The following is a 14,442-nucleotide window of genomic DNA, read 5'->3' as shown; positions in this document are numbered from 1 at the left end:
CCTGCGGCATCCTTATTATTTCTCGGATGCTTTAACAATGATTAAAAAAGTTTCGCTGCTGACGGCGCTTTCCGTCACGGCATTTTCTGGCTGGGCACAGGAAAACAGTTCATCTCCAAATTCGTCATCGGAAAAAAATACCGATGACATAGTGGTAACCGCAAACCGTTTCGCACAGCCGGTTTCTTCGGTGCTGGCGCCCACGACTGTAGTGACAAGAGAAGAGATCGACCGCTGGCAGGCGAAAAGCCTAACTGATGTTATGCGGCGTTTGCCGGGTGTGGATATTGAGCAGAGTGGTGGATTGGGACAACAGAGTACATTACGTATCAGAGGATCTGAGAGCAGGCATGTTCTTATTTTGATGGACGGCATTCGTTTGAATCAAGCCGGTATTAGCGGCTCTTCTGACCTCAGCCAAATCCCTCTTTCTTTGGTACAAAAGGTTGAATATATCCGTGGTGCACGTTCTGCGGTCTATGGCTCTGATGCTATTGGTGGCGTGGTAAACATTATTACCACCAGAGAGAAAAATGGCACTACATTGGCTGCGGGTGTTGGTTCAAAAGGTTACCAAGCCTATGATCTGGCAACTCAACAGACTTTAGATAGCGGTACAACGATCACGTTAGCGGGTAACTACGCCTACACTAAAGGGTTTGACATCGCCGCTGCTGATGCGCCGCGTCAGCCAGATCGTGATGGATTCATGAGCAAATCCATTTATGGTGCGGTGAAACAGCAGTTCAATGATGAGTTTAGCGGTTTTCTACGTGGCTATGGTTTTGATAATAGAACCAATTATGATGGCTATGACGCTCTTGATAACACGACCTGGGCTGTATTAGGTACACCGAGTATTCGACAGCTTTATAGTCAAACGTGGGATACAGGACTGCAATTTAACCGAGATATTTATTCGAGCCAATTAGTCGCCAGTTATAGCCATACCAAGGATCTAAATTTTGATCCTGATAAGGGACGTTATAGCCCCGCATCAACGTTGGACAATGTAAAGCAATATAATCTGCAATGGGGTAATACGCTTGCCGTTGGCGCAGGGAGTGCCAGTGCGGGTGTGGACTGGCAAAAACAGACATCACAGCCGGGTACAAATTACGTGGTTGCTGGGCATGAGCAGCGTAACGTCGGTATCTACGCCACTGCCCAACAAAAAATAAGCAGTGTGACGCTAGAAAGTGCTGTTAGAGGCGATGACAATAATGTTTTTGGCTGGCATAACACTTGGCAATCGAGTGCTGCGTGGGAGTTTATTGAGGGGTACAGTATTTTTGCCTCTTATGGTACTGCTTATAAAGCACCGAACCTGAATCAGGTCTACAGCGAAAAGTACGGTAACCTCAATCTTAAGCCAGAAGAAAGTAAGCAGTGGGAAGGTGGTTTCGAAGGTTTGACAGGCCCGGTTAATTGGAGGCTGTCTGGCTATCGCAATGATATTGACAACCTCATCAACTTTGATCCAACAAATCGCTATAGCAACATCCAAAAAGCACGAATCAAAGGTGCCGAAGCAACGGCATCTTTCGATACTGGTCCTTTGTCTCATAAGGTTTCTTTTGATTATCTCGATCCGCGTAATAGCCAGACTAATAAAGTGTTATTGCGTCGCGCTAAACAGCAGGTCAAGTACCAGTTGGATTGGGATGTAGCTAATATTGATTGGTCGGTGACTTACCAGTATCTAGGCCAGCGTTATGACACGGATTACAACACTTTCCAGACTGTGAAGTTAGGCGGTGTAAGTCTGTGGGATCTCGCAGCCTCATATCCGATCACCTCTCATCTGACAGTTCGTGGTAGAATCGCCAACCTGTTTGATAAAGATTATGAGACGGCATATGGCTACCGCACGGCAGGGCGAGAATACTATCTCACAGGAAGCTATACCTTCTAACCTGCCATCCCGTCCTACGATTCTGGTCTTCGATTCCGGCGTAGGCGGGCTGTCTGTTTATGATGAGATCCGGCAGCTTCTGCCGGATCTTCACTATATATACGCATTCGATAACGAAGCGTTTCCCTATGGTGAGAAATCACAGCAGTTTATTATCGAGCGCGTGGTTGAGATTGTTAACGCAGTTCAACAACGCCATCAGCTTGCATTAGTTGTGATTGCCTGCAATACGGCGAGTACGATTTCCCTTCCTGCGCTACGTGAGCGCTTTACTTTTCCTGTCGTGGGCGTCGTCCCAGCGGTTAAACCGGCGGCTAAGCTGACACGCAACGGTGTTGTTGGCCTATTGGCGACTCGCGCAACGGTTCAACGCCCCTATACGCACGAACTGATTGCCCGTTTTGCGACGGATTGCCAGATTTTGTCATTGGGATCGTCAGAACTGGTCGAGTTAGCAGAATCGAAATTGCAGGGTGAGACGATCTCTATTTCTGAATTGCAAAAAATTCTGCGCCCTTGGCTGCGTTTACCGGAACCGCCAGATACAGTCGTGCTTGGGTGTACGCATTTTCCATTATTAGCAGAAGAACTGAAAATGGCCTTGCCAGATGGTACGCGTCTTGTGGATTCTGGCGCTGCTATAGCTAAAAGAACAGCATGGCTGATTGCTAATCTGGATAATCCCCCATTTTCGACAGATAAGAATCTGGTTTACTGCCTGACGATTACGCCTAAAGTCGCTACGCTGTGGCCAATATTGCAGCGTTATGGCTTCGATTCGCTGGAAAAACTGCCACTTTCATAGCCTTGTGGGCAAATAGTAGACAAGTGATAACTTTTTTGCATTTAGCACTTGTCAGCGAGCGAGAAGTCCCTATAATCCGCCTCCACTGACACGGCAACAGCGACACGCGATTGCGGTGTCAGGAAAAAAGATTCAACGAAGGCGGTCAGTAATGACTTGACTTCACAGCGGAAAAGCATAGTATATGCAGCCCGCGCCACCGATGAAGTGGCACTGCTCTTTAACAATATAATCAGACAATCTGTGTGGGCACTCACAAGACCGTATCTTAACGATATAAAAAGTCTTGAAGAGTGAACAACAGTAAATTCATTACGAATAAACAGTTTTAATTCTTTGAGCATCGCTGACGAGTTCAGCAAATCAAACAAATCTTAAATTGAAGAGTTTGATCATGGCTCAGATTGAACGCTGGCGGCAGGCCTAACACATGCAAGTCGAGCGGTAGCACAGGGGAGCTTGCTCTCTGGGTGACGAGCGGCGGACGGGTGAGTAATGTCTGGGAAACTGCCTGATGGAGGGGGATAACTACTGGAAACGGTAGCTAATACCGCATAACGTCTTCGGACCAAAGAGGGGGACCTTCGGGCCTCTTGCCATCGGATGTGCCCAGATGGGATTAGCTGGTAGGTGAGGTAATGGCTCACCTAGGCGACGATCCCTAGCTGGTCTGAGAGGATGACCAGCCACACTGGAACTGAGACACGGTCCAGACTCCTACGGGAGGCAGCAGTGGGGAATATTGCACAATGGGCGCAAGCCTGATGCAGCCATGCCGCGTGTGTGAAGAAGGCCTTCGGGTTGTAAAGCACTTTCAGCGAGGAGGAAGGCGGTAAGGTTAATAACCTTACCGATTGACGTTACCCGCAGAAGAAGCACCGGCTAACTCCGTGCCAGCAGCCGCGGTAATACGGAGGGTGCAAGCGTTAATCGGAATGACTGGGCGTAAAGCGCACGCAGGCGGTCTGTTAAGTTGGATGTGAAATCCCCGGGCTTAACCTGGGAACTGCATTCAAAACTGACAGGCTAGAGTCTTGTAGAGGGGGGTAGAATTCCAGGTGTAGCGGTGAAATGCGTAGAGATCTGGAGGAATACCGGTGGCGAAGGCGGCCCCCTGGACAAAGACTGACGCTCAGGTGCGAAAGCGTGGGGAGCAAACAGGATTAGATACCCTGGTAGTCCACGCTGTAAACGATGTCGATTTGGAGGTTGTGCCCTTGAGGCGTGGCTTCCGGAGCTAACGCGTTAAATCGACCGCCTGGGGAGTACGGCCGCAAGGTTAAAACTCAAATGAATTGACGGGGGCCCGCACAAGCGGTGGAGCATGTGGTTTAATTCGATGCAACGCGAAGAACCTTACCTACTCTTGACATCCACAGAACTTAGCAGAGATGCTTTGGTGCCTTAGGGAACTGTGAGACAGGTGCTGCATGGCTGTCGTCAGCTCGTGTTGTGAAATGTTGGGTTAAGTCCCGCAACGAGCGCAACCCTTATCCTTTGTTGCCAGCGATTCGGTCGGGAACTCAAAGGAGACTGCCGGTGATAAACCGGAGGAAGGTGGGGATGACGTCAAGTCATCATGGCCCTTACGAGTAGGGCTACACACGTGCTACAATGGCGTATACAAAGAGAAGCGACCTCGCGAGAGCAAGCGGACCTCATAAAGTACGTCGTAGTCCGGATTGGAGTCTGCAACTCGACTCCATGAAGTCGGAATCGCTAGTAATCGTAGATCAGAATGCTACGGTGAATACGTTCCCGGGCCTTGTACACACCGCCCGTCACACCATGGGAGTGGGTTGCAAAAGAAGTAGGTAGCTTAACCTTCGGGAGGGCGCTTACCACTTTGTGATTCATGACTGGGGTGAAGTCGTAACAAGGTAACCGTAGGGGAACCTGCGGTTGGATCACCTCCTTACCAAAAAGATGTGCGTTGAGTGAAGTGCTCACACAGATTGTCTGATGAAAATACTGAGCAAGCGCACCTGTTGATGCGATGAGTGTAAACTCATGCTGACGCGAGAGTGCCGGGTTTATGATCCGGTACGGATTTTTCGTGTCCCCATCGTCTAGAGGCCTAGGACACTGCCCTTTCACGGCTGTAACAGGGGTTCGAATCCCCTTGGGGACGCCAATCCGATAATGAGTGAAAGACATTATCATGAATATCTTAAAGATGATTCTTCGGAGTCATGTTTACGATATTGCTCTTTAACAATCTGGAACAAGCTGAAAATTGAAACATGACAGCTGAATGAACATTGATACCTGCGGGTGTCAATGGTGAATCAGTCTGTCAATGAGTCTCTCAAATAATCGCAGCGCGATACGTGACTTTGATTACTCAAAGACACCTTCGGGTTGTGAGGTTAAGCGACTAAGCGTACACGGTGGATGCCTAGGCAGTCAGAGGCGATGAAGGGCGTGCTAATCTGCGATAAGCGTCGGTAAGCTGATATGAAGCGTAATACCCGACGATACCCGAATGGGGAAACCCAGTGTGTTTCGACACACTATCATTAACTGAATACATAGGTTAATGAGGCGAACCGGGGGAACTGAAACATCTCAGTACCCCGAGGAAAAGAAATCAACCGAGATTCCCCCAGTAGCGGCGAGCGAACGGGGAGGAGCCCAGAACCAGAATCAGTTTGTGTGTTAGTGGAAGCGTCTGGAAAGTCGCACAGTAAAGGGTGATAGTCCCGTACACAAAAATGCACAAGTTGTGAGTTCGATGAGTAGGGCGGGACACGTGACATCCTGTCTGAATATGGGGGGACCATCCTCCAAGGCTAAATACTCCTGACTGACCGATAGTGAACCAGTACCGTGAGGGAAAGGCGAAAAGAACCCCGGCGAGGGGAGTGAAATAGAACCTGAAACCGTGTACGTACAAGCAGTGGGAGCCTACTTGTTAGGTGACTGCGTACCTTTTGTATAATGGGTCAGCGACTTATATTCTGTAGCAAGGTTAACCGAATAGGGGAGCCGCAGGGAAACCGAGTCTTAACTGGGCGTTAAGTTGCAGGGTATAGACCCGAAACCCGGTGATCTAGCCATGGGCAGGTTGAAGGTTGGGTAACACTAACTGGAGGACCGAACCGACTAATGTTGAAAAATTAGCGGATGACTTGTGGCTGGGGGTGAAAGGCCAATCAAACCGGGAGATAGCTGGTTCTCCCCGAAAGCTATTTAGGTAGCGCCTCGTGAACTCATCTTCGGGGGTAGAGCACTGTTTCGGCTAGGGGGTCATCCCGACTTACCAACCCGATGCAAACTACGAATACCGAAGAATGTTATCACGGGAGACACACGGCGGGTGCTAACGTTCGTCGTGAAGAGGGAAACAACCCAGACCGCCAGCTAAGGTCCCAAAGTCATGGTTAAGTGGGAAACGATGTGGGAAGGCACAGACAGCCAGGATGTTGGCTTAGAAGCAGCCATCATTTAAAGAAAGCGTAATAGCTCACTGGTCGAGTCGGCCTGCGCGGAAGATGTAACGGGGCTAAACCATGCACCGAAGCTGCGGCAGCGACACTTAGGTGTTGTTGGGTAGGGGAGCGTTCTGTAAGCCGTCGAAGGTGACCTGTGAGGGTTGCTGGAGGTATCAGAAGTGCGAATGCTGACATAAGTAACGATAATGCGGGTGAAAAACCCGCACGCCGGAAGACCAAGGGTTCCTGTCCAACGTTAATCGGGGCAGGGTGAGTCGACCCCTAAGGCGAGGCTGAAAAGCGTAGTCGATGGGAAACAGGTTAATATTCCTGTACTGGGTGTTACTGCGAAGGGGGGACGGAGAAAGCTAGGTTATCCGGGCGACGGTTGTCCCGGTTTAAGCGTGAAGGTGGGTGACTTAGGTAAATCCGGGTCATCGTTAACACTGAGGCGTGATGACGAGTCACTACGGTGATGAAGTAACCAATGCTACGCTTCCAGGAAAAGCCTCTAAGCTCCAGGTAACATCAAATCGTACCCCAAACCGACACAGGTGGTCAGGTAGAGAATACTCAGGCGCTTGAGAGAACTCGGGTGAAGGAACTAGGCAAAATGGTGCCGTAACTTCGGGAGAAGGCACGCTGGCGCGTAGGTGAAGTCCCTTGCGGACGGAGCTGAAGCCAGTCGCAGATACCAGCTGGCTGCAACTGTTTAATAAAAACACAGCACTGTGCAAACACGAAAGTGGACGTATACGGTGTGACGCCTGCCCGGTGCCGGAAGGTTAATTGATGGGGTCAGCCGCAAGGCGAAGCTCTTGATCGAAGCCCCGGTAAACGGCGGCCGTAACTATAACGGTCCTAAGGTAGCGAAATTCCTTGTCGGGTAAGTTCCGACCTGCACGAATGGCGTAATGATGGCCAGGCTGTCTCCACCCGAGACTCAGTGAAATTGAACTCGCTGTGAAGATGCAGTGTACCCGCGGCAAGACGGAAAGACCCCGTGAACCTTTACTATAGCTTGACACTGAACCTTGAGCCTTGATGTGTAGGATAGGTGGGAGGCTTTGAAGTGTGGACGCCAGTCTGCATGGAGCCGACCTTGAAATACCACCCTTTAATGTTTGATGTTCTAACGTGGGCCCCTAATCGGGGTTGCGGACAGTGTCTGGTGGGTAGTTTGACTGGGGCGGTCTCCTCCCAAAGCGTAACGGAGGAGCACGAAGGTTAGCTAATCCTGGTCGGACATCAGGAGGTTAGTGCAAAGGCATAAGCTAGCTTGACTGCGAGAGTGACAGCTCGAGCAGGTGCGAAAGCAGGTCTTAGTGATCCGGTGGTTCTGAATGGAAGGGCCATCGCTCAACGGATAAAAGGTACTCCGGGGATAACAGGCTGATACCGCCCAAGAGTTCATATCGACGGCGGTGTTTGGCACCTCGATGTCGGCTCATCACATCCTGGGGCTGAAGTAGGTCCCAAGGGTATGGCTGTTCGCCATTTAAAGTGGTACGCGAGCTGGGTTTAGAACGTCGTGAGACAGTTCGGTCCCTATCTGCCGTGGGCGTTGGAAGATTGAGAGGGGTTGCTCCTAGTACGAGAGGACCGGAGTGAACGCACCACTGGTGTACGGGTTGTGATGCCAATTGCATTGCCCGGTAGCTAAGTGCGGAAGAGATAACCGCTGAAAGCATCTAAGCGGGAAACTTGCCTCGAGATGAGTCTTCCCTGGGCACTTGATGCCCCTGAAGGGCCGTTGAAGACGACGACGTAGATAGGCTGGGTGTGTAAGCGTAGCGATACGTTGAGCTAACCAGTACTAATGACCCGAGAGGCTTAACCTTACAACACCGAAGGTGTTTTGAGTGATGATGACTCATAGAGACATGTTTTGATATTTAGCTTGTTTTAGTATTGGTTCTGATGGTTGTGCGAGAGCGAGAGCGAAGCATAACGGTTGGAATGAAACAGAATTTGCCTGGCGGCGATAGCGCGGTGGTCCCACCTGACCCCATGCCGAACTCAGCAGTGAAACGCCGTAGCGCCGATGGTAGTGTGGGGTCTCCCCATGTGAGAGTAGGGAACTGCCAGGCATCAAATTAAGCAGTAAGCCGGAGCAATCTGGTGGTTGTAGAGAAATTCGGTGGAGCGGTAGTTCAGTTGGTTAGAATACCTGCCTGTCACGCAGGGGGTCGCGGGTTCGAGCCCCGTCCGTTCCGCCACTTATTAAAATTATGCCTGCTAATTTTAGCAGGCATAATGTTAAGAGAAATTTAGGGGCGTAGCTCAGTTGGTAGAGCACCGGTCTCCAAAACCGGGTGTCGCGAGTTCGAGTCTCTCCGCCCCTGCCAGATAAAACCCTTCACACTATCGTGAAGGGTTTTTTTTGATCTGTACTTTATGCTCGATCCTGTCTTGTATCCCGCTCCCTGATTTCCTAATTATTAATCACCTCCATACATCTCATTAATCTAATACATTGTTATTTAACAGATAAAACCCATTAATGTACTTCTGATAGAACGTGCTAATTTAGCTGTAAATATGCACAAAATCACCGTAATACCAGGTTGTGAACTTGCTCATCAACCTTGTTCGATATTTGAACTAAAACTATCTACAACCTGAGCGAAGAGTAAATCGTTTTCAAAGCACTCCTTCAGGTTACATTCACTTGTGAGTGATTTCTGCCAACATCACATCGGTAGCGCTATAGCATAAATTTGCTGCGCTATGCTGTACCTGAAATCTGACTACGTAGCTGTAAGGCTACACAGAAGGAGTTTAAGTATGTACAGACGTTTACTGGTAGCTGTTGCTGTAAGCACGGCGTTATGCGGTGCCGTACAGGCAAAACCCTTAACTGTTGGTTTTTCCCAGATTGGTTCAGAATCAGGATGGCGCTCTGCGGAGACTAAAGTGTCAAAGCAGGAAGCCGATAAACGTGGAATCACGCTGAAGATTGCTGATGCTCAGCAGAAACAAGAAAATCAGATCAAGGCAGTGCGGTCATTCATTGCTCAGGGCGTAGATGCCATATTTATCGCGCCGGTCGTAGCGACGGGCTGGGCTCCAGTCTTACAAGAAGCTAAAGAAGCAAAAATCCCAGTTTTCCTACTTGATAGAACGATTGAAGTCAGTGACCCATCGCTGTACACCGCTGCTATTGCCTCTGACAGTGTCTATGAAGGAAAAGTGGCAGGGGAGTGGCTTGTTAAAGAGGCCGCAGGTAAACCTTGTAATGTCGTCGAGTTACAGGGAACCGTTGGGGCTAGCGTAGCGATAAACCGCAAGAAAGGGTTTGCTGAAGGTATAGCTTCAGACCCACAGATAAAAATTATCCGTTCACAATCGGGAGATTTTACTCGCAGCAAGGGTAAAGAGGTTATGGAAAGCTTCATTAAAGCTGAGCAGAACGGAAAGAATATCTGTGCGGTTTATGCACATAATGATGACATGGCTATAGGTGCTATTCAGGCAATTAAAGAAGCAGGTCTAAAACCTGGCTCACAGATAAAAGTAGTCTCTATTGATGGTGTCCCTGATATTTTCAAAGCCATGATGAATGGCGAAGCTAATGCCACCGTTGAATTAACGCCTAATATGGCCGGGCCTGCTTTTGATGCTTTATTAGCGATGAAGAAGGATGGGAAACAGCCTGAAAAATTCATTCAAACCGAATCACGTTTATTACTGCCTGACACGGCAAAACAGGAATATGAAACCAAAAAAGATCTTGGTTATTGATATTTATAATATGAATTCATCATTTATATAAATTCTGCTAAATACTTGGCGGAAATATGAAAATGGAAAAGTAGGTTTACTCTGTTTTCTGCTCTTTTAGACAAAGGAACAGTGAATATTGTTAGCCTATTTACCATCATATTGCTCAGGTGTGACGTAGCCTTGTCAAGTTGTCGTATAGGTGATGCTGATGGAAACGACACGGTTGTTAGATATTCGGAGTATGAGCGTTGAGTTTCCAGGGGTGAAAGCATTAGATCTGGTGGACTTCACGCTTAATCGTGGCGAGATAGTCGCTTTATTGGGGGAGAATGGTGCAGGGAAGTCAACGTTAATTAAGGCATTGACTGGCGTTTACCATCGCTCATCGGGTGACATTATTCTCGATGGTATTGCGATTAATCCTGTTAATACTGCGCACGCCCAGTCATTGGGGATCGGCACCGTCTATCAGGAGGTCAATCTATTACCTAATCTGTCCGTTGCGGCAAATTTATTTATTGGCCGCGAACCCACCCGCTGGGGCATTGTTGACCAACATAAAATACTGCGCCAGGCCGAAGCGATATTATTGAATTACGGGCTGATGATTGATGTTAGCCACCCGCTTGGTAATTACTCCATTGCAGTTCAGCAAATTATCGCTATTGCCAGAGCTATCGATCTTTCCGCTAAAGTTTTAATTCTTGATGAACCCACCGCAAGCCTTGATGCAAAAGAAGTCGATATGCTGCTGGATATATTAAGGAAATTGCGTGAGCGCGGAATTGGCATGATATTTGTCACGCATTTTCTGGATCAGGTTTACCGCATTAGCGACAGAATTACCGTTTTGCGTAATGGACGGCTAGTTGGAACATTACCTGCCGCAGAATTACCACGTATTGAATTAGTCCAAATGATGTTGGGACACAGTTTTGATGAAACATTATTGAAGCGGGGTGAGCATAGTGATGTCTCTGGTGAACCCATTGTGCAATTTAAACACTATGGCCGGCGTGGTTCGATTAATGACTTCGATCTTTCCGTGCGCCCGGGAGAAATCGTTGGTCTGGCCGGTTTATTAGGGTCCGGCAGGACAGAAACGGCACAATTGATATTTGGCATCACCGTGCCTGACGCTGGTGAAGCGTGGGTTGATGGCAAACGAATCAACATTCGCACGCCGCGTGCAGCAGGAAGGCTGGGTTTTGGCTATTGCCCAGAGGATCGTAAAACTGATGGCATCGTTGGTGCAGCAACGGTGCGAGAGAACATCATTCTGGCACTTCAGGCACAGCGCGGCTGGCTGAAGCCCATTTCTTTGCGCGAGCAAACCCGTATCGCTGAAAAGTTTATCAGCCTATTGGGGATTCGGACACCCAGTACTGAGCAGGAAATTCAGTATCTATCGGGAGGGAATCAGCAAAAAGTCCTGTTATCGCGCTGGCTGGCCACAGAACCGCGTTTTTTGATTTTGGATGAGCCAACGCGAGGAATCGACGTTGGTGCACATGCCGAAATCATTCGCCTGATCGAAAAACTGTGTGAACAGGGGATGGCGCTATTGGTGATCTCTTCCGAACTGGAAGAACTGACCGGCTATGCCGACCGCATTATTGTGCTGCGTGACAGGCAACACGTTGCGCATCTTGAACATAGCGAGATCTCGGTTGCCGCAGTGATGCAGGCAATCGCAGTACAAACGGGAGAGTCTGATGACAGACAATAACATCAAACCTGCCAAAAAAGTGCGCCTAACGTTTACCAAGGGCGTGCCACAGCTTCTGGCACTGGTCGCTATCCTGTTGATTGACAGCATGGTCGCGCCAAATTTCTTCTCCCTGCACATTCAGGACGGGCGCTTGTTCGGTAGCCTTATCGACATTCTTAACCGCGGAGCGCCCGTTGCGCTGCTGGCACTAGGTATGACGCTGGTTATTGCAACGGGTGGCATCGATTTATCGGTCGGTGCCGTCATGGCGATTGCAGGAGCGACAGCCGCAACGCTTACGGCTGCTGGTCACCCACTCCCTTCCGTATTACTGACCGCGCTATTGGTTGGCGCACTCTGTGGGCTATGGAACGGTTTTCTGGTCGCAGTGCTACAGATTCAGCCGATTGTGGCGACCTTAATGCTGATGGTCGCTGGTCGAGGTATTGCTCAACTGATTACTGAAGGCCAGATTATTACCTTTGATAATGCAGGGTTGGCTAAGCTGGGTAGTGGAACTCTGTTCTATCTACCGATGCCAGTGATGATTGCCTGCGTGGTGTTATTAGCGCTGTGGGCGCTGACGCGTAAAACGGCGCTTGGGCTATTTATCGAATCCGTCGGTATTAATCTGCGCTCCGCTCGCAATGCTGGTGTGAGTACAAAGCTGGTATTAGTCGCGGCTTATGTCATCTGCGGCGTATGCGCCGCCGTGGCAGGCGTTATCGTCACGGCGGATATCCGTGGTGCGGATGCGAATAACGCGGGCCTCTGGCTTGAATTAGATGCGATTCTGGCTGTGGTGATCGGGGGCGGCTCCCTACTCGGAGGACGCTTTAATTTACTGCTCTCTGTCGTCGGCGCTTTGATTATTCAGAGTATGAATACCGGAATCCTGCTATCTGGCTATCGGCCGGAATTTAATCTGGTTTTGAAGGCGCTTGTCGTTCTACTGGTTTTGGTCATGCAATCTCCGCGCATTTCGCTGCATCAACTGTTTAGGAGGAAAACATAATGTTGAAACGCCACTTCCCCCTGTTGATGACGATTCTGGTATTTATTGCGGGCTATTTATTCTGTCTCAGCCAGTTTCCCGGCTTTGCTTCGACGCGAGTTTTCTTTGATTTACTGACGGATAACGCTTTTTTAGGGATCGTGGCGGTTGGGATGACGTTTGTTATTCTGTCTGGCGGGATCGATCTCTCTGTAGGATCAGTTATTGCGTTTACCGGTGTGTTACTGGCCAAATTGATCGGTGCGTATGGTATTGATCCTTTCTTTGCGTTCGCCATTGCGCTGGTGATGGGCGCCATGTTTGGCGGATTGATGGGATGGATTATCGATACGCTGAAATTGCCTGCATTTATTATCACGCTGGCCGGAATGTTCTTTGTCCGGGGTATGAGCTTTATCGTTTCACAGGAATCGATTCCCATCGAGCACCCGGTCTACAGCCAACTGGCGGGTTTAGCATGGCGCATGCCCGATGGAGGACGTTTTACCTTTCTGGCGCTGGTTATGCTGATCGTGGTGCTGGTAGGAATGGTGATGGCGCATCGTACCCGTTTCGGTAACCGTGTTTATGCGATTGGCGGTAATAGCTATTCTGCAGAGCTGATGGGGGTGCCCGTTAGACGGACGACGATTCATATCTACATGCTTTCCAGTACGTTAGCGGTGCTGTCAGGCATTGTTTTTTCGCTCTACACCTCCGCGGGTTATGCCCTGGCGGCAAGCGGTGTGGAATTGGACGCCATCGCTGCCGTTGTAATCGGCGGCACGCTACTGACCGGCGGTGTCGGAACCGTATTGGGCACTCTGTTTGGCGTATTGATTCAGGGCCTGATTCAGACGTATATCACGTTTGACGGCACTTTGAGCTCATGGTGGACAAAAATCGTCATCGGTTTCCTGCTGTTTGCTTTCATTGGGTTACAGAAGGCGTTAAGCACATTCTGGTTAGCCAGACGTGCTTAAGTCAGATGTGAGTAAAAATAGGTCATGAATTAACCACGATAGGCGTTTTCAGTAACTGACGGATCATCGTCTGCTGATCGCTGTTTTGTAACCAAACGGCATAAAATGGGCGCATGACGGGCTGGTTGTCGCCGACTATCCGTAGATTGGTGTACGTTTGTAACCAATGGCTAGGTAAAAACGCGCAACCACCGGTTGTTTCAAGTAACTGGCGGGTCAAATGGGCTGATGTTGTTGTCAGGACGGGAAGCTGCTCGCTGGCCAACAGGCGAGTCTCTTGCTGATGAAAATCTGCTCCCCATTCAAGTTTTATATAGTGCAGTTCCTGTCCGAGTGGGTGCGCTTCTGCTGCAAACAGCGAAAGGGAAAAATTGCCCAGTAGTTGGCTCGCCAATTCTTCCATTTTGGGGGGTTCAGTCGTAATTAACAGATCCAACTGACGTTCATGGAGCTGCTTTACCAGCGAGTGGCGCAAGGCAATCCGCGCCTCTAACTGGAGTAACGGGCGCTGTTGGTAGAGAGATTGTAGCCACGGTGTCAGATACACCTCCCATAATGAAGCGGTTGCTCCAACCGAGAGCAGGCTGTGTTGCTGCGAGCGTGCGACCTCTTTTTTGGCGATCTGCCAGGTACCGATAAGGCTTTCCGCATAGGGCAGAAGCCGTTCGCCGGCGGGGGTTAGACGTATATTGTTCCGATGGCGCGTGAACAGGTTGGCACCAAGCTGCGTTTCTAACTGGCGAATCCGAAAACTTACCGCTGACTGCGTCAGATACAGGGATTCGGCGGCACGACCAAAGTGTCTTGTCCTGCTTACTTCCAGAAAGGTTTTTAGTAATTCGGTGTCCACGCACATCTCCAAAAAAATTTTGTC

The 14,442-nt window shown here is 49.5% G+C and carries 7 protein-coding genes, 3 tRNA genes and 3 rRNA genes; 12 read left to right on the top strand and 1 reads right to left on the bottom strand.

Translation table 11 applies throughout. From position 1 onward, the window contains the following. Positions 1 to 37: 37 nt before the first annotated feature. The 12 genes from btuB (at position 38) to yjfF (ending at position 13,568) form a co-directional block, all read left to right on the top strand. Complete coding sequence (gene btuB / locus AACH44_RS19550) at positions 38 to 1,915, top strand: TonB-dependent vitamin B12 receptor BtuB (protein ID WP_261849502.1); 1,878 nt, start codon at positions 38 to 40, stop codon at positions 1,913 to 1,915. After that, positions 1,860 to 2,720 carry a glutamate racemase gene (gene murI, locus AACH44_RS19545; RefSeq protein ID WP_261849501.1) on the top strand — a complete coding sequence of 287 codons (861 nt, stop codon included), beginning with the start codon at positions 1,860 to 1,862 and terminating at the stop codon, positions 2,718 to 2,720. The genes btuB and murI overlap by 56 nt, the downstream gene beginning before the upstream one ends. 376 nt (positions 2,721 to 3,096) lie before the next feature. Next, a 16S ribosomal RNA gene (locus AACH44_RS19540) occupies positions 3,097 to 4,638 on the top strand. Between the two features lie 140 nt (positions 4,639 to 4,778). Continuing rightward, positions 4,779 to 4,854: transfer RNA gene (locus AACH44_RS19535), tRNA-Glu, on the top strand. A gap of 233 nt (positions 4,855 to 5,087) precedes the next feature. After that, a 23S ribosomal RNA gene (locus AACH44_RS19530) occupies positions 5,088 to 7,995 on the top strand. Between the two features lie 133 nt (positions 7,996 to 8,128). Then, a 5S ribosomal RNA gene (rrf, locus tag AACH44_RS19525) occupies positions 8,129 to 8,244 on the top strand. The 16S, 23S and 5S rRNA genes sit together here with 3 tRNA genes alongside, the layout of an rRNA operon. A gap of 52 nt (positions 8,245 to 8,296) precedes the next feature. Then, a tRNA-Asp gene (locus AACH44_RS19520) sits at positions 8,297 to 8,373 on the top strand. Between the two features lie 53 nt (positions 8,374 to 8,426). After that, positions 8,427 to 8,502 (top strand) — tRNA-Trp (locus AACH44_RS19515). 439 nt (positions 8,503 to 8,941) lie between these two features. Next, positions 8,942 to 9,898, top strand: coding sequence for a galactofuranose ABC transporter, galactofuranose-binding protein YtfQ (gene ytfQ / locus AACH44_RS19510; RefSeq protein ID WP_261849827.1), 957 nt, complete (start codon positions 8,942 to 8,944; stop codon positions 9,896 to 9,898). A 190-nt stretch (positions 9,899 to 10,088) separates the two neighbouring features. Next, a complete protein-coding gene (gene ytfR, locus AACH44_RS19505) occupies positions 10,089 to 11,609 on the top strand; it encodes a galactofuranose ABC transporter, ATP-binding protein YtfR (protein WP_261849828.1) in 1,521 nt (506 codons plus the stop codon). Beyond that, entirely contained in the window at positions 11,596 to 12,606 is a 1,011-nt protein-coding gene (ytfT, locus tag AACH44_RS19500; protein WP_261849829.1) for a galactofuranose ABC transporter, ATP-binding protein YtfT, read from the top strand. Before ytfR ends, ytfT begins: the two co-directional genes overlap by 14 nt. Beyond that, positions 12,606 to 13,568 carry a galactofuranose ABC transporter, permease protein YjfF gene (yjfF, locus tag AACH44_RS19495; protein ID WP_261849830.1) on the top strand — a complete coding sequence of 321 codons (963 nt, stop codon included), beginning with the start codon at positions 12,606 to 12,608 and terminating at the stop codon, positions 13,566 to 13,568. The genes ytfT and yjfF overlap by 1 nt, the downstream gene beginning before the upstream one ends. Positions 13,569 to 13,590: 22 nt before the next feature. Here the strand turns inward: yjfF and hdfR are convergent, their stop codons facing one another. Next, positions 13,591 to 14,418 carry an HTH-type transcriptional regulator HdfR gene (hdfR, locus tag AACH44_RS19490; RefSeq protein ID WP_261849831.1) on the bottom strand — a complete coding sequence of 276 codons (828 nt, stop codon included), beginning with the start codon at positions 14,416 to 14,418 and terminating at the stop codon, positions 13,591 to 13,593. Between the last annotated feature and the right edge of the window lie 24 nt (positions 14,419 to 14,442).

It is taken from the genome of Pectobacterium araliae (assembly GCF_037076465.1).
GTDB lineage: Bacteria > Pseudomonadota > Gammaproteobacteria > Enterobacterales > Enterobacteriaceae > Pectobacterium > Pectobacterium araliae.
Note: the sequence above shows the minus strand (reverse complement) of the source record. Positions and strands in the feature narration are given on the sequence as shown.